The sequence below is a fragment of the Bradyrhizobium sp. AZCC 1719 genome (assembly GCF_036924525.1).
GTDB lineage: Bacteria > Pseudomonadota > Alphaproteobacteria > Rhizobiales > Xanthobacteraceae > Bradyrhizobium.
This window is the reverse complement of record NZ_JAZHRU010000001.1, coordinates 7,046,701-7,066,482: the sequence shown is the minus strand read 5'-3', so window position 1 is coordinate 7,066,482 and position 19,782 is coordinate 7,046,701. Positions and strand designations below refer to the sequence as shown.

Below are 19,782 nucleotides of genomic sequence, written 5' to 3'. Positions count from 1 at the left end.
GGCCCTGTCGTCACCTCGGCATATGCTTGGCAAGTCTATACGGTTGCGCGGTCGTTGCTATTCCACAAAATCCGAATCATTTAGGAATCCAGCCTTTCGTTTTTTCAAAAAAATGCAACGTTGTTGATCGGGCAGCGGTTCGGTAGGCTGTACAAAACTCCCTTTCCACCGTTGGGCTGGCGGTCTGCCGGTCTGGCGAACAGCGTGGCGAAACCGGTACGCCCAAGGAGACTCGATATGGCACGAGCTTTCAAGGTTCGTTCCGCCGAGCGCGATGCTCAGACCGACAACGAACGGCTCGGCTCAATTTCGGCCGCTATCGAGGCCGCGCTCGCTTCCATCCAGAAGGAGAGGGACGCGCTACGCGCGCGCGTCGATGCGGCGCGCGATCAGGCTGCCTTTGCCACCGGCACTGATTACGATGAATATCTGACGCGGGACGCCAAGGACGCCGCCAGGATCAAGGAATACGAACAGCAAATGGCAAGCGGCGAAAAACGCACGCAGGAGCTGGAACGTCAGCTTGGCGGTCTGGGTGCCGTTCAGGAAGTCTTCAGCCGGTATTTCGCTGACAAGGTGCGGTAAATTGTGCCGCGGAAATCGCGGATAATCCGCGTTTAAATGGTATCTCCGGGATTATACCCGCTCTGAGTGCCGAATATTGAGCCGGGATCGCAACTGCAAATAAGCCGGCCGGCTCGTCAACCCCAGGAAATACCCGACCTGAACGGTGATGAGGGGGAGCGCCACGACGGCCAAACCGTCCAGCAAACCCTGGCCGTTGGCCCAGGCCGAGACGATGTAAGCGCCGGCGCCCAATACCGACAGCGGCAGCAGCGCTAGAATATTAAAATGAAGGCCCACATATATGCCGGCACCGCAGGCGAGAATGGGCAGCATATGTTAACTCGTTCCAGAACGCGGTTAAAAGCGGATTCAAACCGATTAAATATTGCGTCGCACTCCCGCCGAGTGTATGGTCGCCGATATTAACGAAGAGTTACTTGGGCCTTTTAAGGTCTGTCGGATTTATGGTTCGTGGCCAACAATCTGACAGTTGTACCAGTAATACTGCGCGGGCATTTTTCTCATGTCGATCGGGGCGGATATCGGCAACAAGGTAGGTCAGCTCGACCAATCCGCTGGCGGTCCTCCCGCCCGTTTCTCCAGCAACGCAGTCCCCTATCTCTTGTCGACCGCAGATGCGTTCGTGATTTTGCTGTCCAGCGTCGCAGGCGGCATCGGCTATCAGTTGACCGTCGGCAACTCGGTACCGAACATTCTCCCGCATTGCGCAGTCGGGCTGTTGGCGAGCTTCATTCACATCCTGCGCATGAGCGGCAGCGGCTATTACGATTTTCCTGACAGCGCCAAACCGCGCGTCGAGATCGGCGAAATACTGATCTGCTGGTTCACGACAGGGTTGCTGCTCGCGTTCTTTGCCTTTCTGCTCAAGGTCGGCGTCGATTATTCGCGCGGCGCCTTTGTGGTGTTTTATTTCGTCGCGCCAGTAGGATTGCTCGCCGTCAGGAAGGGTACCAAGTTGGCCCTGGCGGCGGCTGTTTCGCGCGGCGTGATCGGCCGGCGGGACATCGTGCTGATCGGCGACTTCCACGAGATCGCTGCGTTGGAGCCGCGAGATCTCCTGGTTTTCTTCGGCACTTCCGAAGTCAGCCGTTTCACGCTCAGTTCGGAACACGATCTCGCGAAGCGCGACTCGACCGACGTCAACGTCATCAACGCAGCCGCAAACTTCGTCAGGCGCAACAATTGCCGGGAAGTCATGCTTGCGATGCCCTGGGAGGACGCGGGCCGGCTTGAGTTCATCCGCGAGCACATCAAGTCGCTTCCGGTTGCGGTGCGGCTCTTGCCGGATATGCGGGTTAGAACGTTGACGAACTATGCGTCATCGGCGCGCCAGCGCGTCCTGGCCATCGAGATTCAGCGCGCGCCGCTCAGTGCCGCGGAACGGTTCGTCAAACGCGTGATGGACATTGTCATCGCGGCGCTGGCGCTGGTGTTCTTCCTGCCCATCATGGCGCTCACGGCCATCGCCATCAAGCTGGACAGCCCCGGGCCGGTTATTTTCCGGCAATTCCGTAAGGGATTTAATGGCAAGCAATTTATGATGTTCAAATTCCGCACCATGACGGTGCAGGAAAACGGGCCCGCTGTTGTGCAGGCCACCCGCGACGATCCCCGGGTGACGTCCATCGGCCGGCTGTTGCGATCGGCAAGCATCGACGAATTGCCGCAGCTATTGAACGTCCTTAAGGGAGATATGTCCCTGATCGGTCCGCGTCCGCATGCATTGGCCCATGACAACTATTTCGAGACCGTGTTGAGCGAGTATGCGTTCAGGCATCACGTCAAGCCCGGCATGACCGGGTGGGCGCAATGCAACGGCGCGCGCGGGGGCACACCTACGATCGAGCACATTTCCGAACGCGTAAAGCTCGACCTCTGGTACATCAACAATTGGAGCCTGTGGCTGGACATCCAGATATTGATCAAGACCTTTTTCGAGGTATTGCGTAAGCGCAACGCCTACTGATTGCTATCAAATGAGGGAATTTTCGTCGCGCCCTGAACCATAGGTTGCGAGCGCCGTGGCGGGAACTTCGCCATCGGCGGCTCAGTGACATCAGATCTGCCCGGGCCGTGCCAGTTGAGTCTCGGAAAATTCCGGGCCTTCTCACGATTTGACGGGCATATGAACGGTTTGATGCTTAGCAAACCGCATTCTGCGGCGATTTGTCCCCCAAATTAACAATTTTACTGGAAAGGGCCGGTGCCGGACTTATAGTTTGTTACGAATCGTGATGGTCGCGGGTGGGATGAACAAGAAGCCAAATTTCGATGGAATGTCGGTAGACGAGTTATGGCAGCTCCATGAGGAGCTCAGTCAGGTGCTCTCCGTTCGATTGACGTCGGAAAAGCGTGAGCTCGAGAAGCGGTTGGCGCAACTTCGGCGCGAGAAGGAGATGCGCCAAACGGAAGCCTCGGACCCGCAAAGGGCACCGCGTGAGCGCCGCAAGTACCCGCGCGTATTCCCAAAATATCGAAATCCCGAGGAGCCCTCCGAAACCTGGTCGGGGCGCGGCAAGCAGCCTCGCTGGCTCACGGCCGCTCTGAAGACCGGTCACAAGATCGAGGAGTTCGTGATTGGCAAGCCGGAAGCCGGCGGCGAAAGCCCTCGACGCCGCCGCGCATAGCCCTCTTTTGGCTGGCTGCGAGACCCTGTCATCGGAGGTCCCCATGAAGCTCGCGCTCTGTGCTGCATTGTCCCTGCTGCTGATCGGAACTGCCTCGGCAGGTCAAAACAACGTCTCGATCGGCAAATTGCGCCTGGCAGATGCCGCCACCGCCGCCTGCTTAGCCAATTGCGCCAGCCAGAACGACGCCTGCAAACGCGTATGCCCAACCACGCTCGGCGCTCCCTGCCAGAGCGCATGTGACAGCCAGGCCCAAACGTGCCGGCAAGGCTGCCAGAACAGGTAGCCATGACCGGTCGCGACGCTCTCGATCCGGCGGATGCGCCACGCGGCAACTAAACTGCGGTCTGCCTGTAGAACTCAGCTTCGGCGTCCCAAGCCGCCGCTTCGCTCCAGCCGAATTCCGCGCCTTCAACCCGATCCGTGTTGATCCGGACCATCGGTTCGGTGAACTCCTGCTGCTGCAGTAACGTGACGGGGCAGGCAACCCCAAGGCGGGATGACATTTCAGCGGCGAAGCGTTGGGCAAAGGCGCCCTGGCTTTCGACATAGAAGCCCGGATTGAACCTCGCTATGCCCGGATGCTGTGGCACGCTTTCGGCAAACGTCGCGTAGGCTTTTGCCAGCAAATCAACATGAATGTTGTCCCGCACGTATAGCGGTGTGCGTACTGTCGGCACTTCGCCCTTGAACCAGGAGCGTATCAAATAGCTGCAGAACCGCGGCTCCTCGAACGGTCCAAAAGGATTCGCGATCACGAATTTCCCGAGCTTGAAATGCAGGGTCTCGCTCAGGAAGCGATAATATTGCCAGGTGAGGCCCTTCGACAGTCCGTAGGGTGAAAAAGCTCTGAGCGGTGCTTCGCCTGCACCTTCGTCCTGTTCGAATACGGAGCCGGTGAGTACGACCGCGATCGGACCGCGATCCATCATCTTCCTCAGGACTGCGCCAAGGTTTTTCGTATTGTCGGTGACGGCGCCAATGACGTCGAAGTCCGGATTGCGGTAGTCGCCGGTTTGGGCCGCATGCTGGCACAACAGATCCCATGAGCCGGTGCCTGCGAGATCGAGGAAGCGATCCGAGCCAAACGGGCAGTCTTCGACGACTTCGGCAACACGGCGAAGCTCGGCCACGCGACTGCCGCGCAGGCCCGAATAGTCGCTGCCCCTGAGGGGCGCAACGACGGTATGGCCCCTCGCGGCAAGGCTGCGCGCAAACCACAGACCGGTAAACGAGCTGCCTCCGGTCAGAAGGATTCTCACGTCAGACCTCGCAAGGATTCGATGCCGTGGAATACCGGGTCGAAGTCCGGCCAGCTCTGGTCCTTGGGCGAAACTTCCACGGGTTGGCGCGGCCACTCGATCCCAAATCGTGGATCGTCGAAGCGCAAGCCGCGCTCCTGCTCGGGAGCGTAGAACGCGTTCACCAGATAGAACGCTTCCGTGTCGTCCGTCAGCGTCATGATGCCGTGCGCAAACCCCTGCGGAACGAAAATCATCGTTCGATTCTCCGCGGTGAGTTCAACGCCGAACCACTTGCCGAAGGTCGGAGAGTCCGGCCGCAAATCGACGATGGCGTCGTAGAGAGCGCCGCGGATACAGCGCACCACCTTGATTTCTGCGGCCGGCGCCAGTTGATAATGCATCCCGCGCAGGGTGCCGGCTTTCGCACTGAGGGAGTTGTTGATCTGGACGATCGACATCGGCACACCGGCCGCTTCGAACTCTTTCTGGCAAAAGAAACGCGCGAAAAACCCCCGGTCGTCACCGCGCTTTTCGAGTTCAATCGTATAGGCGCCATGAAGCGGCGTAGGGTGAAACTTCACGATTGTCAGCCTTTCAAGATTATTGCCAGCGGAGGTCGGCAGACAGGCGGCCCACCGCAATGTGGTCCTTGAGTGTCTTGAGCCGCATCAAGGAGGACGAGCGAAACTCCTTGTCCGAGAAGCCCATTCCTTTCAGTCCGGCATAGAGGTTTTTGACAGACTGAGCGAGCTGGACCGCAGGGAGATGCGCAGGAGCCAGTTCCGCGAAGAGTGAAAAATCAACCTGATAGGAGCGCAGGTCCGGCGGCGCCGCCGTGTTGATGCTTACCCTTGTTCCGGGCAGTTCGGCCGCCACCACGTTGGCCAGATCGCGTACCTGATAATTTCCCGCGTTGCTGCCGGCGTTGACCACGAGAACCCGTCCGCCTCGGTCGGCATCGCGCCCGATGGCCCATTCAATAGCCCGAGCCATATCCGCGACGTCGATCAGCGGCCGCCACGGCGTCCCGTCGCTGAGCACCGTGATCTCGCCGGTGGCGAGCGCGCTAGCGACAAAATCGTTCAAGACGAGGTCGAGCCGCAGCCGATCCGACATGCCGCAAGCGGTCGCGAACCTCAGGCAGGTGACCGTCATGTTGCCCGCGTTGCTCGAGCGAAGCGCGTTTTCCATGGCGACCTTGGATCGCGCATAGGCGGTGAGGGGATTGAGCGAGTCGCTTTCGCGTTTGGGGCGACCTTCGGCGGCGCCGTAGATGCTGCAGCTCGAGGCGAATACGAAGCGGCCGACGCCGCGCTGCTCCGCCATCTGCGCAAGCGCTACGCTGGCCTTTTCATTAATCGCTTCGGTGACGCCTTCGAATTCCTTCCCCATCGGATCGTTGGAAATCGCAGCCAGATGGACGACGACATCGACGCCATCGAGCAGCTCCGGGGGAAAGTTTCTGATATCGCCGAAATGCACGCGATCCAGCAGCGACTCGGGCAATCGGGCCGCTCCGGTAAGATTGTGGGCAAAGAATGCGGTGTCGAAGCCGATCAATTCGGCGTCTGGAAATTTCTGCCGGAGGTGGCGTGTAAGGATAGGGCCGACATAACCCATCGAACCGGTAATAAGAATGCGCATGGAATCTTTCTTCTTCACCATTTCTTCCAGGGAGCCTTATTGCTTGACCAAAGATCTTCCAAATATCGCTTGTCCCGCAATGTATCCATCGGGTGCCAGAATCCGTCGTGACGGAACACGCTGAGCTGACCGGCCGTTGCCAGATTCGTCATCGGCTCTTTTTCCCAGACGGTCGCGTCGCCTTCGATATAGTCGCCGACCTTGGGCGAAAGCACGAAGAAGCCGCCATTGATCCAGTTGCCGTCGCCGCGCGGCTTTTCCTGAAAGCCGGTGACGCGGCTGCCCTGATGATTGATGGCGCCAAAACGGCCGGGCGGCTGCGTGCCGGTCACGGTCGCCAGGCGTCCCTCGCGGCGATGGAAGGCGATGCTTTCGGTGATGTCGATGTCGGCCACGCCGTCGCCATAGGTCAGGCAGAAGGCGTCGTCGTCGCCGATGTAGGGGAGGATTCGCTTGATGCGCCCGCCGATCATGGTTTCTTCGCCGGTGTCGATCAACGTCACTCGCCACGGTTCGGCGTGCTTCTCCAGAACCTCCATCCTGTTTTCGCGAAGGTCGAAGGTGACGTTCGACTGATGCAGGAAGTAGTTGGAAAAATATTCCTTGATGACGTAGCCCTTGTAGCCAAGGCAGATGATGAAGTCGTTGATGCCGTGGCTAGAGTAGATCTTCATGATGTGCCACAGGATCGGCTTGCCGCCGATTTCGATCATCGGCTTGGGACGAACGTCGGTCTCCTCGGCAAATCGGGTTCCCAGGCCTCCGGCCAGCAATACTGCGCGCATTAATTTGCCACTCAATACGTTGAGATTAATAGGTTTGGCGATATTCACTACATGAAATGGCGAGGCCATGCGAGGCCGCACCGTCATTTCGTGACAGAATGGTTTATTTGATTTCGCCCGTCAATTTACGGGTTCCTTGGCGGGAACGACGAGCGAAGCAATCCCGCGATAGGAGACGTTGAGATTGAATGCGGCCGAGTAAGGTTGACCGGTTAGCTTAATCGACGGCTTTGATTGAGCCGCTCACGGGTGAAGCTATGATGAAGCATGGAACGAAATCGCCCGCACCGGAAAATCGTCACCAAGCGTCAATCGCAGGCTCGGCCCGAAGATCTCGCGCAAAAATATCGGGAAGTGTGCGAACTCCGGCGCCAGCTTGAATGCGTTACAGCCGAGGTATTCTCCCTTCGTCGTCTCAGACCAGTTGAAATGTGAACGCGCCATCGTCTGCGTCGGCGCGGCTTGCCTTGAATGCCGGAGTTCAGTCCGATGAGCCGCGATAACCTGTTTCAGAGCACGTCGTTCAGCCCGGAGCGGGCCTGGGCGGATGCCTGGCACCTCTGGACAGTTATGGTCCCGAGGCGCTCGATTACCGGGCGGCTGCTGTGGGGCAAGGTGTGGCGCCGGCACGATGGCAGGCGCTGGATCTACAAGAAGTTCGTCGAATACGAGCCCGACGATCTCGTTTAAATGGATTGACTGCTTCGCTCAGGCCCTGCGGGATACGCCGTTACGGCGTTCCGAGCGCAAGGCCAATGCAACGCCGATGGCGATGACGGTCATCATCGCCAGCAGACTGGCTGGCGCGGTGCAATTAATGCACGTTCCAACGATTGAGAAGGTCTCGCTCACGGGAGCGGCGACAAGGTTCATCATACCGTCATCCTGATATTCAGGCTCGAAAATGCCGAGCCGGAATTAAATATAGCAGCTCCGTCCCGGTTCAGCCAGCCGCAGCCCTCGTTCCAGACCGATCGGCGACGAGACTTGACGCAGGTTTATATTCGAGACTTGACGCAGGTTTATATTAATGGGTCCGAAGCGGACCCATTATCTCGCTGATTAATCTCGCTGCAAGCGCCCGGCGTGTCCGATATTCCGGCAGATTTACTGTCGATTAACCATGATGTTTTACCGAATATTTACGCGCCAAAATCCTCCGCGGCGCGAAGTGGTTTGGGGGTTTTACTTTGTTGCCTTCTCGTAGCCTTGCGACGAGATTAACCGCCTGTTTGGCGGCAATACACGTTGTGTCGGGCTGCACCACCCCCATCGCGACGCCCCTGACCACGGTGTCGCAACCCAGATTGACGGCGGGACAGCCCGTTTCCCTCGAGCAAACCTATGCGTATGACGGCGGCCCCACAGGCGCCGTGCCGCTTCCGTCACCCTCATCGCAGGCCGTTGCGGTCATGGATGGCGGCAACGGCAGTATGATCGGCGGCGCCTATTCGAAGCGGAAGGCCGTCGGCGCTGATGGCAACGTGGTTCTCAATCTGGCCAGCGTTCCGCTTCAGCAAGCCGCCAAGACCGTTCTCGGCGACATGATCGGCGTGAACTACGTCGTCGACCCTCGCGTCGACGGCGTTATTTCCGTGCAAACGACGCGCCCGGTCAGCAAGGCCGAGGCGCTGGAGATGTTTCAGGCCGCACTGGCGCCGATCGGCGCGGTGCTGGTGCAGAGCCGCGGCACCTACCGGATTGCGCCGACCGACCAGGCCGCCACGGGCGCGATCGTGACTGGTGATGGTCCAGCCGACAGCGCCATCGCCGGCAACGGCGTTCGCGTGGTTTCCCTGAAATACGTTTCCGCGACCGAAGTCGCGCGCGTGCTCGAGCCGATGGTGCCGAAAGGCGCCATCGTGCAGGCCGACGATGCGCGCAACATTCTCGCGCTCAAGGGCTCGCCGGCGGAAATCGAAAGCATGCTGGATTCGATTTCGGTCTTCGATGTCGATGTCATGAAGGGCATGTCGTTTGCTGTGGTCCCGGTGAAAACGGCGCAGCCGGAGAAGATGGTCGACGAGTTGAAAGCGATCTTCGCGTCCGAAAAGGAAGGGCCGCTCAAGGGGCGCGTGAGGTTCATCGCAAACACCCGGCTTGGCGCGATTTTGGTCGTGACGTCGCAGCCGAGCTATTTGCCGAGAGCACAGACCTGGATCAGACGGCTCGACGCCAAGGCGGCCGGCTCCGAGCGGCAGCTTCACGTCTATCAGGTGCAGAACCGGCCGGTGGCAGAACTCGCCGGCGTGCTGCAGTCGATGTTCTCGAACGAAATGAAAGTGGTGAAGCAGCCAACGCGCAGCGTTTCGCCGCGATCGAAGCAGGCAAGCTTCTCCGGAAGCTCCGCCAGGTCGCCCGGACCGGGTGGCTCGGTGACGGATATGGATCAGGGCGCGGCGGCCGGGCTTCTCCGGGGTGGCGTCAATCCTGGCAACAACGATCTGCAGAGCCTGCAGCGCGCGCTGAACAACGAGCCGGATGCATTGACGGCGGATACGATGGAGCCGCAGCCGTCCGCGAACGGAGCGGGCGGCGAACCGCCGCTCAAGATCGTGGCCGACGAGACGAAAAACTCGCTGCTCATCATGGCCAACGACCGGGATTACCAGCGCGTGCTTCGCGTCATCCAGGGGTTGGACGTCGTGGCCAGTCAGGTCCTGATCGAAGCCGTCATTGCCGAAGTGACGCTTAACGACAAGCTGCAGTATGGCGTGCAATGGCAGCTATCGAAGAAGGGAACGCCGACCGCCTCGTTCTCGAACGCGCTGACCGGCGGCGTCGCATCCGTCTTTCCCGGATTCAACTATGCCGTCAACGCAGCCAGCATAGCGTCGACGCTCAGCGCATTGAACGCGATTACACGCGTCAACGTCATTTCGACACCTTCGCTCATGGTTCTCGACAACAAGACGGCCAGGCTGCAGATCGGCGATCAGGTGCCGATCACCACGCAGACCGCCACCAGCACGGTGACGGCGCAAACGGCGATCGTCAATTCGATCACCATGCAGGACACCGGCGTCATCCTTTCGGTGACGCCGCGCATCAACGAGAGCGGCAGGGTGCAGCTCGAGATCGAACAGGAAGTCAGCGCGGTCGTGAAAACCACGTCATCCGGGATCGACTCGCCGACCATCCAGCAGCGCCGCGTGAAGACCACCGTCGTCGTCAATGACGGCGAGGTGCTGGCGCTCGGCGGCATGATCCAGGAGCAGGCCAGCAAGACCAGCAACCAGATCCCGCTGCTCGGCGACATACCCGGGCTCGGCGCCGCGTTCTCCAACCGCGGCGACCAGGTTCAGAAGACTGAGCTCGTCATCCTGATCACACCCAAGGTTGTCCGCGACGGCACGGAAGGCCGTCTCGTGACGGAAGAATACCGGCGCAAGATGCATGTCTACATGCCCCACACGACGTCGCGCGAGCGTACGCCGGCCAACACCATGCAGCGGATAATTTCACAGTGAAGCGCCGAGCGGCCACTTGTTGGAGAAACTGTTGGCTGTTGTCGAGCATGGCCTGCTCGCTGGCGGGCTGCGTGACCTATGCCTATCCGATCGAGCCGCCGCCGCCCTATGCCATCCTGCCCGTCGATGAATCGATGAGCTGCAGCGGCATCGCTGCGTCCTTTCGCTACGCGGCGCGGCGCGCCGCCCGGCTGGAGTATTGGCTGGCGGTGGGCCCCTTGGCCGGCTACGGCTACGAAAGATATCCGCTGGATGCGCCCAAGCAGCTCATCGATGAGCGCAGGCGGCTCGACGCGCTCGCCGATCTGCAGCGCTACAAGGGCTGCACCGTGATGGAGCCCGGTCCCGCCGTCGTCGAGGAGCGTCTGAAGCTCGAAGGCTCGGTCCGTCCGCCGCCTCCGCCGGTGCCACCTCTGCCGCCGCCGGTCATACTCAATTCCAAAGGCTAGTCTGCGGCTTTATCGTCGATGCGGTGCATCAGCTTGCCGCCGCGTCGCGAACGCGCAGGCATGCGCGCGCGGTGCCCTGGGGGTGCTGCTGCCGCGCGCTGGATGGATCGATATCCCCGCGCCGCCACTCGCGGATCACGAAGGGACGCCCGTTGCCGCTTTCCAGTGAGACCAGCGCCTCGCGGATGAAGCGCGTGCCGTCTGCGGCGCTGATATCCGCGCGGATGGTGATGCTGCCGCCCGCGGGCAACCCTCGTTTGCGGGGAGTCTGCTTCGGCTGGACGTTTAGCAACCTGAGCGTAGCGGGAGAAGCAGCGTCCATGTCGGGCTCAGGCCGTCCGGAGCGAACCGTGACATGGCGAAGCGCTGTCCGAAACAGCCGGGGCGACATGCCGTCGATCTGATCGAGCTGCATCACGGTCGTGAAGCGTGCTTCAGCCGGCTTGGTAGCCGGCGCGGCTTGCGCCTTTGGATTGCGGAATTCGACGACGTGCGCGGCGATGCGAGTGCCTCTCGACTGATCGCCCGTGAGCGCGGTGAAGAAGCGCGTCAGCGCGGCAGGGCTCGCCGTGTTCAGGTCGATCTTTCCGGTCTCTTCTTCAACCGTGATCGTGGCGCGTTCGCCGCCAGGCAATCGGCAACGCAACGGAAAATTAACGCCCTGATCGGGCGTTGCCCCGAGCGCCGTAGCAATCGTCAGGTTGACGGCGCTCTCTGCCGCCATCTCAGCCGCGGCCACCGCGGCGTAGTTCGACGATGTCTTGGTGCGGTAACGCGCACCGACGATGACGGCCATTCCCAGCAGTGTAATCAGGCCCAGCGTCCAGATCACGGCAACCAGCGCGAAGCCCGATTGGCTGGTCTTGCGGCGGGGCAGGGCGAGGCGTTCCGGCCGGCCAGGGACGGCAAATCGGTTCGTTCGAGCCTCTGGCCGGTTTGCCACGGGAAGCCTTGCTGGGGGCCGGACAGGCGGCCTGATCTTGCGTCTTCGGCCGATATTTACGCAGGAATGGCAAACAAAGCGTCAAAGCTTTGGTTAATCAAAACCTCCTAGAATCGCGCCGACGCTGACCCCCGCGAGACCGCCGAGCGCGAATGTCATTCGATATCCAGCAATTGTTGCGCCCGGCCACACCTTTGAGCCGGGGAACGGAATGGCCGGGTCCAAGAGACGCCGGCTTCGCGCAGGCGTTTTCCGACCTTCTGCTCGGCAAGGATCTGGTCGATCCCGCCGCCATCGGCCGGGCCCGGCGGGCCGCCGACGCGGCCTCCGAGCGCTTCGACCTCGTGCTGGTCAAGCTCGGCCTGATTTCCGAGGCCGACCTTTGTCAGGCCTACGCCACCTATTGCGGCCTGCCGCTGATCGAGCCGGCGGATATCCCGACGCGACCTGTTCTAGCTGATCGCTTGCAGCTCTCCTTCCTCAAGACCAACCGGATCCTGCCGATCTCGTTCGACGGCCGGCGCCTCTTGATTGCCACCGCCGATCCCTTCGTCGACGAGGCCGCCAAGGCCATCAGCTACATGCTCGACGTGCGCGTCGATCTCGCCGTGATCGCTCCGGCGGAAATCGAGCGCGCCTTGCGGACGCTGTATCAGGACGCGACGTCCGAGACGCACGCCGAGGAAACCGACGGCATCGCGATCGCCGGCAACGACGGCAGTGAATTCGATGTCGAGCGCTTGCGCGATATCGCCAACGAAGCACCGGTCATCCGGCTGGTGAACCAGATCATTGCGAGAGCTGTCGAGCGCGGCGCATCCGACGTGCACATCGAGCCCGGGCGTGATGCGGTGGCCGTTCGCTACCGCATCGACGGATTTTTGCAGCAGGAGCGCCTGGTGCCTGCGGCGCTGCGGGCAGCGCTGACGACGCGCATGAAGATCATGGCCAAGCTCGATATCGCCGAGCGGAGGCTGCCGCAGGATGGCCGCATCAAGACGGTGGTGCGCGGCGTCGAGATCGATATCCGCGTCTCGACCTTGCCGACGGTGTTCGGCGAAAGCGTTGTCATGCGAATCCTCGATCGGACCCGGGTGGAGCTGGATTTCACCAAGCTCGGGCTCGACGGCAGGACGCAGGAAAGCCTCCGTCGCCTGATGGCGCTGCCCAACGGCATCATCCTCGTCACCGGCCCGACCGGCAGCGGCAAGACGACGACGCTCTACACCGCCCTGAAGGATCTCAACCGGCCCGAGCTAAAACTGTTCACCGTGGAAGATCCGATCGAGTATCAGCTCTCCGGGATCAACCAGATCCAGGTCCAGCCGCAGATCGGTCTCGACTTCCCAACGGCGCTTCGCTCGATCCTGCGCCAGGATCCGGACATCGTCATGATCGGCGAAATCCGTGACCTCGAAACCGCGCGCATCGCCATCCAGGCAGCGCTGACCGGCCATCTGGTGTTTTCGACCCTGCACACCAACAGCGCGATTGCCGCGATCACGCGCCTGATCGATATCGGACTGGAGCGCTACCTTCTCGCCTCGACGATCGCAGGCGTGATGGCGCAGCGCCTGGTCAGAAAGCTTTGCCCCGCCTGCGCGCGGCCGCACAGCGCCAGCGAACGGGCGCATGGCAAGCTGAAGATGGCGATAGCCGCCCATCCGCAAGTGGATTGGTCACACAGCCGCGAGCCGGTCGGCTGCGAGGCCTGCGGCAATACCGGCTATAGCGGCCGCACCACGATATCGGAGCTCTTGGTCATCGACGACAGCATCCGCGAAGCGATCGGAAGAAGGAGCCAGGACCAGCGCGCGGTCGAGCAGCTTGCGCGCGAAGCAGGCTTTCACACACTCTACGAAGATGGCCTGGTGAAGGTCGGGGCCGGCGAGACTTCGCTCGAAGAAGTCCTTCGCGTCACCCGCGCGTCGTAAAGGGAGCACCGGCCCTTGGCAACCTTTCACTACAAGGCTTACACCGAGCGGGGCGCCGTCACCGCAGGGACGATCGTAGCCGATGGCCGCGAGGCGGCGATCGACGCGCTCTACGGCTCGGGGCTGACGCCGTTCGAAACCTACGGCGTGACCGACCAGACCGCGGAACGACCGAACCCGGCGTCGGCCTCGCAAGAGACGGAAACCTCGATCTGGAAGCGGGAGCTCGTTCAATCAAACCGCTTCAGCCTGAAAGAGCTGACGGCCTTTACGGTTGAACTGGCGTCGCTGATCAATTCCGGCCTGACGCTCGATGCCGCATTCCGGATCATCGCGGGGCCAGGCGCCGCGCCGAAAACCGTCCGCCTTGCCAACGGACTTCTCAAAGACGTGCTGGGGGGATTGCAGCTTTCGGAAGCGATGGCGCAGCGAGCGGACGTGTTCCCCTCGGACTACCGGGCCATCCTGGCCGCCGGCGAAGCCGGAGGGGTTACCGGGCAGGTGTTGACTCAGATCGCCGAGCTCTTGGCGCGCCGACTCGAAATTCGCAACAAGATCGCCTCGGCGCTGGTCTATCCCCTGATCCTGATCCTGATGTCGCTGGTGTCGGTGATCGTCATTGTCTTCGTGCTGATACCCAGCATATCGCCGATCTTCATCGACGCCGGCCTTCCGCTTCCGGGCATCCTGCATTTCTTCGAGGAGGTTCAGGACAACTGGCTGATCGTCTTGCTCGCAGCCGGTCTGTTCGGTGCCGCCGGTTTCGTGTTGTGGCGCAAGGCGAAGCAAAATCCCGAGATCATGCTCGGTGCCGATCGGTTGAAATGCTCGCTGCCTGTGGTTGGCCGGCTCATTCAAAACCGCGAAGCCGGCGGCTTTGCGCGGGCGCTCGGCACGCTGCTGGTTGCAAGGGTGCCGCTGATGTCGGCGATGCAGACGGCGCGTGCGCTCGTCACCAACCGGCACCTGAATGCGCTCTATGAGAGCGCCATCAAGCGCGTTCCGGAAGGCACGCCGCTGCACCGTGCCTTCGAGGGGGACGGTCTGCTGCCGCCGGCCTCGCTTCGCCTTGTCGCCGTCGGCGAGGAGTCCGGTCAGCTCGGCCCAATGCTCATTCAGGTGGCCAGCGTGATCGAGGCCGACCTGCAGCGGCGCATCGAGCGCATGGTCGGGCTGTTGACACCGGCTTTGACGCTGGTCATCGGCGGCAGCATTGGCGGGCTCATCATGCATGTGATGAGCGCCGTGCTGTCGATCAACAATCTCGCCTTCCAATGAAACGCCCCGCACGGTCATCAGCCGGATTCACGCTGGCCGAATTGCTCGTGGTCATCGGGATCATCGGGCTGGTTCTGGCCGGCACGCTCTCCGCCAAACCGAAAGCCGCGGCCACGCGCGTTGCCGTCACGGCGCGCTCCGTCACCGCTACGCTTCAGCTCGCCCGCGCGCAGGCGATGTCGAGCAATGCCGAGACGCTGTTCAGGATCGATGTGGAGAAAGGCCGGTTCGGCCTGCCTAGTTCCATGCACAATCTGCCGCGCGGAATGACTGCCGCAGTCGTGGTTGCCGAGACGGAGCGTTCCGGCGATCTCGGCGGCATCAGATTCTATCCGGACGGCCAATCGTCCGGCGGCGAGATCGCGCTGACGCTGGACGGACGGTCGGCGCGCATTGCCGTCAACTGGCTGACCGGCGAGCCCAGGTTGGTCCAATGATGGGCGCGCGATCCAGGCGAGCGTTTATCAGGCGCCGCGCCGAGCGCGGATTTGCGCTGATCGAAATCCTCGTCGCCTTTGTCATCCTGGCGCTGGGGCTCGGTGCGATATCGACGGGCGTGGTGGTGGCGATGCGCTCCGATGCGCGCACGCAGCTCAACCGCGCCGCGCTGCGGGTGGCGCAGTCTCGTCTAGAAGCGGCAGGGGTTTCCGAGGCGCTTGCGCCGGGATACCGCGAAGGCTTGATCGCGAACAAATATCGCTGGCGGCAGACCGTCACCGAAGTTCGTGCCACCGGCGACACGCGTCCGGCACAAGGTGCTCGGCCGGCGCCCGCAACAGGTGCCTTGAAGTCGTTCTGGGTTGAAATAGCCGTTGAGGCGCCGGACGGCACCGCCACCAGGCTCGCGGCGTTGAAGCTTGCGGCGGAGGCGAGACAATGACTCCGGGGTTGCGCAACCGGTTGATCTCTCGCGTCGCTGCCCGCAGAAGGGGCGAGCAGGGACTCACACTGATCGAGTTGCTGCTGTCGCTGGCCATTCTGGCGATCCTGACCGGCTTCCTGGCCGGTGGATTGTCGATGGCACGGAAGGCTTTCGGCGCCGATCGCGTAAGCGAGATCGGAAGTGAAACCAGTGCTGCGATCCAGACCGTGGCTTCGCTGGTCGGGTCGGCGCTTCCGGCCCGGTTTGACGGGGAAGGTCCGAAAGATGCCGTCGGGTTCGATGGCCGTCCGCAGGGGCTATCGTTCGTGGGACTGAGCGAGGGGCGCTCGCTGCGGGGTGGGCCGCACAAGATCGTCTTGCGGCAAAGCGGCGGCGATCTCGTCGTTGATTTCGTCCTGCTTAAGGGGACTCTCTCGAAGGAGAATCCCGAACCTTCATCGACTCGTGTCGTGGTGCTCAGCGGCGTGCGCGAAATTCGCCTTGGGTATTTCGGCGCCATGGACACGAAAGCAAAACCGGCTTGGCGGACGGAGTGGGGTCGCGCCGAGCGACTGCCGGATCTGGTTTCAATCCGGATTGAATTTGAGGACGAACGGCGCAACGAGCCCGCCACCGTCGTGGCGCTACGCCAGGGCTAATGCCTGACCGATTTTTTCGGAACATCGTGCCCGAACAACAAGATGAGCCGACAATTGAATGCAGTTAAAGCGGGCCGTGAGGCGCGGCCGAAGCCTCACGCGACCGGGCTGGAGCCCAATGAGATTAGCAGTCGATCGCCTGCCAGGCCGGGTCGTTGACAGCTACTTTGCATGGGGTTGTTTTCGATATTTCGTTTGGGCGGTCAACGCAGCATTGGGCTGGGCGGCTCGTTACCCTTCGTAAAGAATTAGTAAATAGGCTTCGTCCATTCGAATCGAATGTGACGATCATGTCTGTTGCCAATCTGCCAGCCCGCGCCGGTGGCCTCCACGTCCTTGCGGCGTGGGGTCAGGGTTTTGCGCAGTGGTGGCTGTCGGGCTTGCGCGATGCGGTTCCTGCGCGCTGGCGCATATGGGCCGAGGGCGAGACAAGGCCGCAGGTGATGCTTTGGCGGGATGGCGATGGCATCACCTGTCGCCTGACGTCTGCAGCCGGTCCGGCGGAAACGAGGATTCCATCGTCTCACTTCAACGCGGCCGCACTCGAACAGTGGCTCGCCGGGCAGGGCGTGTCGCGGGAAGCGACGACGGTCGCGCCGGTGATTTCGCGCGAGCTGTTCTTTCTGCGTGAGTTGAGCGTGCCCAAGGCGGCCTTTGGCGCCCTGCCCAGGATCCTAGACCAGGACATCGTGCGGCGAACGCCGTTCCAGCTTTCGGACATATGGCATGCGGCAACCGCTGTCGGCGGGGAATCCGACGGCGTCGTGCCGATGTGCCACTGGATCATCCGGCGCGATCGCGCTGAGGCGGCGTTGTCGGAACTCGGCCTGACGTCGCGGGATGTCGACTGTCTGGCGGTGGCAGACGCCGGCGGCGAGGCCGTGCCCGTCATCACGTTCCGCGCCGCCAGCGACGAAGATCCTGCCTGGGCGCTACGGGCGGTTCGGTTGCTGGCCCTCGTCGCGCTCGGGGCCGTCGTGCTTGGACTGGTCGTCTTCGAGTGGCGCCAGGCCAGCGTCGCCGCGGCGGTGGAGACGGCACTTGTCGCGGCTCGGCAATCCGCCCAAAGCGGTCGCGACGGCATGGATCCGGCGGCGCGTTTGTTCGCGATGAAGGCCGAGACCGGCATTCTCGCCGTGTGGGATGAGCTGTCGCGCATTCTGCCCGATCATACGTTTCTGACCGAGACCCGCATTGCCGACGGAACGGTGACGCTGTCAGGGTTTTCGGCGGATGCCGCGCGGCTGGTTCGCCTCATCGACCAGTCGCCGCTGTTTTCTGGCGCGACCCTGACGTCCGCGATCACGCCGGATGCGAACGAACGCAAGGAGCGCTTTAGCATTGCGTTCAAGCTGCGCGGCGCCCGTGCGGTGCGGCCGGCCGCAAGACCCCGGACCGCGCCATGATTCAGAACCTGAAATTGGCGCGCGGGACGCCGTTCCTGGCCTTCAACGCCGCCGCCATCCTCTTCGTAGTCATCTTCTTCGTCGCGCCGATCCTGGCCCACTTTGCCGAGAGGGGCGAAGAGATTTCGGATAATGCGGCGCAGCTTGCGCATTTCCAGAACGTGACGCGCGCGGCAAAGAAGTCGGCCGGCAGCGTGGGGCGGTCCGGTGATCCCTTCCTGCCCGGTGGCGAAGAGCGCGTTGCCAGCGCCGATCTGCAGGCCAGCCTGAAGTCGATGGCGGCGAATGCCGGTGTCAATCTGCTCGCGATCCGTGGTTTGCAGGGCGGCCGGTCGCAGCCGCTGCACATAATCGCCGTCAGCGTCGAGCTCGAAGGGCCGTTGAAGGCCATTCGCGACATGATCTTCACCATCGAGAACCAGACACCGTTGTTGTTTGTCTCCACCGCCTCGTTCCGCAGCCTGGCGGATGGGGAGGATGGTCCGATCAGGGCGGAGCTCAGGGTTCAGGGCGCCATCCGCGACGGTTCGCAACCTCCCGGTGACCGGGCGGTGGACGGCCAGCAAGCCGGCCGCCGATCGGCCGTAGTGGAGCGGACGCCATGACGTCGTTGGCTCAGATGGTTCAGCTTCGGCTGGCAGGCATAACCGGCTCGCCGCGGCAATTCGCAGCCCGCACGCTCGCCGCCATGCTCGGGCGGGTCGAGCTGCCCGGCCGAAGCGAATTGGCGGCGCTACGGCCTGCGACGCGCGTTCTCATCGTCGGCTTTGCGGTCTGGATCGGGCTGGTCTGCGTGATCACCCTAAGCGCGGTGATTTCGCTCGAGCTTTCGACGGTCACGGCCCCGATGTGGTTTGGCAGAAGCGGGCCGGCCGCCAAGGCTTCCGATGCGCGGGCCGCCGCGGGCTTTGAGAATATCATCCAGCGCCCGCTGTTCTCTCGGAATCGGCAGGTCTTTGTCGCGGCCGAGCCGGCCTCCGCACCGCCCCCGCCGCCCATGGCGGCGTTGGATTCGGGAATCACTCTGAAAGGGGTGTTCATGAGCGATGGGGTGGCGAAGGCGTTCCTGATCACGACGCAAAGCCCGGTGGGTGTGTGGGTTGAGGTCAACGGGCAGATCGACGGCTGGCGCGTCGCCGTGGTTACGCCGGAGCAAGTCGTGTTGGAGGGGCAGGGCGAGAAGCTGACCGTTCCCCTTCATGCGAGCGGGAGATGATACGCTCGCTTCGCAAGACCGGCGAGCGAGCCAGCCGCTTTTTCGGCGAAGCGCTGGCGTGGCGCCGGGCAGGGCGGCAATACGTCGTCGTGGCGTGGGGCCTGATAGCGGGCGCGGTCTGGCTCGCCATCAGCCTTGCAGATGATCCCGGGTGGGCGCTGCCGGCCGTAGCAGGTTGCTACCTCGTCGTTCTGTTGGCCTCCGTATGCGCCATCGATGGCCGCTACGGCATCATTCCGGACAGCCTGGTCCTGGCGCTGGCCGTCGGCGGGGCGCTACAGGCCTATCTGTGGGGCGCGGCAGACTTCTGGTGGCGTGGATTTGAGGCTGCCTTGGTCTTTGCGGCCACGGCCCTGTTCCGCGCCGGCTATCGTTGGCTGCGGGGCTATGACGGCCTCGGTTTCGGCGACGTCAAGCTTGTCGCAGCGGGCACCCTCTGGATCGGCGCGGAAGGCATTCCCGGGTTGCTGCTGATCGCGGTAGCCTCCGCCCTCGTCAGCCTGCTGATCCTGCGATCCGAAGGGCATGACCTTCATGGCAAGCAGGCGATCTCGTTCGGGCCTCATCTTGCCATCGGCCTCTGGTGGATCTGGGTTTTGGGCCAGCAGGCGGTTTAGTGGTCGGCGATTTTCGGGGAGGTACCGCATCGGGCCCAAGAAAAAAGCCGCCCCGAGGCG

General features: G+C 62.2%; 22 protein-coding genes. 16 read left to right on the top strand and 6 right to left on the bottom strand.

The features are described 5' to 3' along the window. Positions 1–237 precede the first annotated feature (237 nt). Positions 238–585: a hypothetical protein gene (locus tag V1292_RS33255; RefSeq protein WP_334376788.1), complete on the top strand. Its 348-nt coding sequence runs from the start codon at positions 238–240 to the stop codon at positions 583–585. 51 nt (positions 586–636) lie between these two features. Here the strand turns inward: V1292_RS33255 and V1292_RS33250 are convergent, their stop codons facing one another. After that, positions 637–900 carry a hypothetical protein gene (locus V1292_RS33250; protein WP_334376787.1) on the bottom strand — a complete coding sequence of 88 codons (264 nt, stop codon included), beginning with the start codon at positions 898–900 and terminating at the stop codon, positions 637–639. 190 nt (positions 901–1,090) lie between these two features. On the opposite strand from V1292_RS33250, the gene V1292_RS33245 reads away from it, so the two are divergent. The 3 genes from V1292_RS33245 (at position 1,091) to V1292_RS33235 (ending at position 3,501) form a co-directional block, all read left to right on the top strand. Then, positions 1,091–2,554: an undecaprenyl-phosphate glucose phosphotransferase gene (locus tag V1292_RS33245; protein WP_334376785.1), complete on the top strand. Its 1,464-nt coding sequence runs from the start codon at positions 1,091–1,093 to the stop codon at positions 2,552–2,554. Between the two features lie 268 nt (positions 2,555–2,822). Continuing rightward, complete coding sequence (locus V1292_RS33240; protein WP_334376783.1) at positions 2,823–3,215, top strand: H-NS histone family protein; 393 nt, start codon at positions 2,823–2,825, stop codon at positions 3,213–3,215. A gap of 43 nt (positions 3,216–3,258) precedes the next feature. Then, on the top strand, positions 3,259–3,501 hold the full coding sequence (locus tag V1292_RS33235) for a hypothetical protein (RefSeq protein ID WP_334376781.1): 243 nt from the start codon (positions 3,259–3,261) through the stop codon (positions 3,499–3,501). Between the two features lie 49 nt (positions 3,502–3,550). Here the strand turns inward: V1292_RS33235 and V1292_RS33230 are convergent, their stop codons facing one another. From V1292_RS33230 to rfbF, 4 genes are read right to left on the bottom strand one after another with little or no spacing between them, the layout of a single operon-like run. Next, the gene (locus tag V1292_RS33230) at positions 3,551–4,477 is read right to left on the bottom strand and encodes an NAD-dependent epimerase/dehydratase family protein (RefSeq protein WP_334376780.1); all 927 of its coding nucleotides are present in this window, start codon (positions 4,475–4,477) and stop codon (positions 3,551–3,553) included. Then, a complete protein-coding gene (gene rfbC / locus V1292_RS33225; RefSeq protein ID WP_334376778.1) occupies positions 4,474–5,100 on the bottom strand; it encodes a dTDP-4-dehydrorhamnose 3,5-epimerase in 627 nt (208 codons plus the stop codon). Before rfbC ends, V1292_RS33230 begins: the two co-directional genes overlap by 4 nt. Beyond that, positions 5,060–6,103: an NAD-dependent epimerase/dehydratase family protein gene (locus V1292_RS33220; RefSeq protein ID WP_334376777.1), complete on the bottom strand. Its 1,044-nt coding sequence runs from the start codon at positions 6,101–6,103 to the stop codon at positions 5,060–5,062. Before V1292_RS33220 ends, rfbC begins: the two co-directional genes overlap by 41 nt. A gap of 14 nt (positions 6,104–6,117) precedes the next feature. Then, positions 6,118–6,888: a glucose-1-phosphate cytidylyltransferase gene (gene rfbF / locus V1292_RS33215; protein WP_334376775.1), complete on the bottom strand. Its 771-nt coding sequence runs from the start codon at positions 6,886–6,888 to the stop codon at positions 6,118–6,120. Between the two features lie 489 nt (positions 6,889–7,377). On the opposite strand from rfbF, the gene V1292_RS33210 reads away from it, so the two are divergent. From V1292_RS33210 to V1292_RS33200, 3 genes are all read left to right on the top strand, one after another. Continuing rightward, on the top strand, positions 7,378–7,578 hold the full coding sequence (locus V1292_RS33210) for a hypothetical protein (protein WP_334376774.1): 201 nt from the start codon (positions 7,378–7,380) through the stop codon (positions 7,576–7,578). A 617-nt stretch (positions 7,579–8,195) separates the two neighbouring features. After that, positions 8,196–10,358 carry a type II secretion system secretin GspD gene (gene gspD / locus V1292_RS33205; RefSeq protein WP_334376772.1) on the top strand — a complete coding sequence of 721 codons (2,163 nt, stop codon included), beginning with the start codon at positions 8,196–8,198 and terminating at the stop codon, positions 10,356–10,358. Between the two features lie 38 nt (positions 10,359–10,396). Then, positions 10,397–10,807 carry a hypothetical protein gene (locus V1292_RS33200; RefSeq protein ID WP_334376771.1) on the top strand — a complete coding sequence of 137 codons (411 nt, stop codon included), beginning with the start codon at positions 10,397–10,399 and terminating at the stop codon, positions 10,805–10,807. A gap of 28 nt (positions 10,808–10,835) precedes the next feature. Here V1292_RS33200 and V1292_RS33195 read toward each other — a convergent pair whose 3' ends face one another. Next, on the bottom strand, positions 10,836–11,750 hold the full coding sequence (locus tag V1292_RS33195; protein ID WP_334376770.1) for a hypothetical protein: 915 nt from the start codon (positions 11,748–11,750) through the stop codon (positions 10,836–10,838). 152 nt (positions 11,751–11,902) lie between these two features. Here V1292_RS33195 and V1292_RS33190 point away from each other — a divergent pair, with 152 nt between their 5' ends. From V1292_RS33190 to V1292_RS33150, 9 genes are all read left to right on the top strand, one after another. Then, positions 11,903–13,684 (top strand): GspE/PulE family protein, encoded by a 1,782-nt coding sequence (locus V1292_RS33190; protein WP_334376769.1) that lies wholly within the window; start codon positions 11,903–11,905, stop codon positions 13,682–13,684. Between the two features lie 15 nt (positions 13,685–13,699). Next, complete coding sequence (locus V1292_RS33185) at positions 13,700–14,962, top strand: type II secretion system F family protein (RefSeq protein ID WP_334376768.1); 1,263 nt, start codon at positions 13,700–13,702, stop codon at positions 14,960–14,962. Further along, the gene (locus V1292_RS33180; protein ID WP_334376767.1) at positions 14,959–15,399 is read left to right on the top strand and encodes a GspH/FimT family pseudopilin; all 441 of its coding nucleotides are present in this window, start codon (positions 14,959–14,961) and stop codon (positions 15,397–15,399) included. Before V1292_RS33185 ends, V1292_RS33180 begins: the two co-directional genes overlap by 4 nt. Beyond that, a complete protein-coding gene (locus tag V1292_RS33175) occupies positions 15,396–15,842 on the top strand; it encodes a type IV pilus modification PilV family protein (protein ID WP_334376765.1) in 447 nt (148 codons plus the stop codon). The genes V1292_RS33180 and V1292_RS33175 overlap by 4 nt, the downstream gene beginning before the upstream one ends. Beyond that, positions 15,839–16,483, top strand: coding sequence for a prepilin-type N-terminal cleavage/methylation domain-containing protein (locus tag V1292_RS33170; protein WP_334376763.1), 645 nt, complete (start codon positions 15,839–15,841; stop codon positions 16,481–16,483). The genes V1292_RS33175 and V1292_RS33170 overlap by 4 nt, the downstream gene beginning before the upstream one ends. 290 nt (positions 16,484–16,773) lie before the next feature. Continuing rightward, positions 16,774–17,889 carry a PilN domain-containing protein gene (locus V1292_RS33165; RefSeq protein WP_334376762.1) on the top strand — a complete coding sequence of 372 codons (1,116 nt, stop codon included), beginning with the start codon at positions 16,774–16,776 and terminating at the stop codon, positions 17,887–17,889. After that, positions 17,886–18,494, top strand: a complete 609-nt coding sequence (gspM, locus tag V1292_RS33160; protein ID WP_334376761.1) for a type II secretion system protein GspM — start codon at positions 17,886–17,888, stop codon at positions 18,492–18,494. Before V1292_RS33165 ends, gspM begins: the two co-directional genes overlap by 4 nt. Beyond that, a complete protein-coding gene (locus V1292_RS33155) occupies positions 18,491–19,105 on the top strand; it encodes a hypothetical protein (protein ID WP_334376760.1) in 615 nt (204 codons plus the stop codon). Before gspM ends, V1292_RS33155 begins: the two co-directional genes overlap by 4 nt. Beyond that, complete coding sequence (locus V1292_RS33150; protein ID WP_334376758.1) at positions 19,102–19,722, top strand: A24 family peptidase; 621 nt, start codon at positions 19,102–19,104, stop codon at positions 19,720–19,722. The genes V1292_RS33155 and V1292_RS33150 overlap by 4 nt, the downstream gene beginning before the upstream one ends. Positions 19,723–19,782 lie beyond the last annotated feature (60 nt).

What these genes read in the sequence shown, in the direction of transcription:
- V1292_RS33245 (WP_334376785.1), top strand. Translation starts at nt 1,091, where the DNA reads ATGTCGATCGGGGCGGATATCGGCAACAAGGTAGGTCAGCTCGACCAA.
- V1292_RS33150 (WP_334376758.1), top strand. Translation starts at nt 19,102, where the DNA reads ATGATACGCTCGCTTCGCAAGACCGGCGAGCGAGCCAGCCGCTTTTTC.
- V1292_RS33235 (WP_334376781.1), top strand. Translation starts at nt 3,259, where the DNA reads ATGAAGCTCGCGCTCTGTGCTGCATTGTCCCTGCTGCTGATCGGAACT.
- V1292_RS33175 (WP_334376765.1), top strand. Translation starts at nt 15,396, where the DNA reads ATGATGGGCGCGCGATCCAGGCGAGCGTTTATCAGGCGCCGCGCCGAG.
- gspM (WP_334376761.1), top strand. Translation starts at nt 17,886, where the DNA reads ATGATTCAGAACCTGAAATTGGCGCGCGGGACGCCGTTCCTGGCCTTC.
- V1292_RS33165 (WP_334376762.1), top strand. Translation starts at nt 16,774, where the DNA reads ATGTCTGTTGCCAATCTGCCAGCCCGCGCCGGTGGCCTCCACGTCCTT.
- V1292_RS33210 (WP_334376774.1), top strand. Translation starts at nt 7,378, where the DNA reads ATGAGCCGCGATAACCTGTTTCAGAGCACGTCGTTCAGCCCGGAGCGG.
- V1292_RS33240 (WP_334376783.1), top strand. Translation starts at nt 2,823, where the DNA reads ATGGTCGCGGGTGGGATGAACAAGAAGCCAAATTTCGATGGAATGTCG.
- V1292_RS33250 (WP_334376787.1), bottom strand. Translation starts at nt 900, where the DNA reads ATGCTGCCCATTCTCGCCTGCGGTGCCGGCATATATGTGGGCCTTCAT.
- V1292_RS33255 (WP_334376788.1), top strand. Translation starts at nt 238, where the DNA reads ATGGCACGAGCTTTCAAGGTTCGTTCCGCCGAGCGCGATGCTCAGACC.
- V1292_RS33170 (WP_334376763.1), top strand. Translation starts at nt 15,839, where the DNA reads ATGACTCCGGGGTTGCGCAACCGGTTGATCTCTCGCGTCGCTGCCCGC.
- V1292_RS33180 (WP_334376767.1), top strand. Translation starts at nt 14,959, where the DNA reads ATGAAACGCCCCGCACGGTCATCAGCCGGATTCACGCTGGCCGAATTG.
- rfbF (WP_334376775.1), bottom strand. Translation starts at nt 6,888, where the DNA reads ATGCGCGCAGTATTGCTGGCCGGAGGCCTGGGAACCCGATTTGCCGAG.
- V1292_RS33190 (WP_334376769.1), top strand. Translation starts at nt 11,903, where the DNA reads ATGTCATTCGATATCCAGCAATTGTTGCGCCCGGCCACACCTTTGAGC.
- V1292_RS33220 (WP_334376777.1), bottom strand. Translation starts at nt 6,103, where the DNA reads ATGCGCATTCTTATTACCGGTTCGATGGGTTATGTCGGCCCTATCCTT.
- V1292_RS33155 (WP_334376760.1), top strand. Translation starts at nt 18,491, where the DNA reads ATGACGTCGTTGGCTCAGATGGTTCAGCTTCGGCTGGCAGGCATAACC.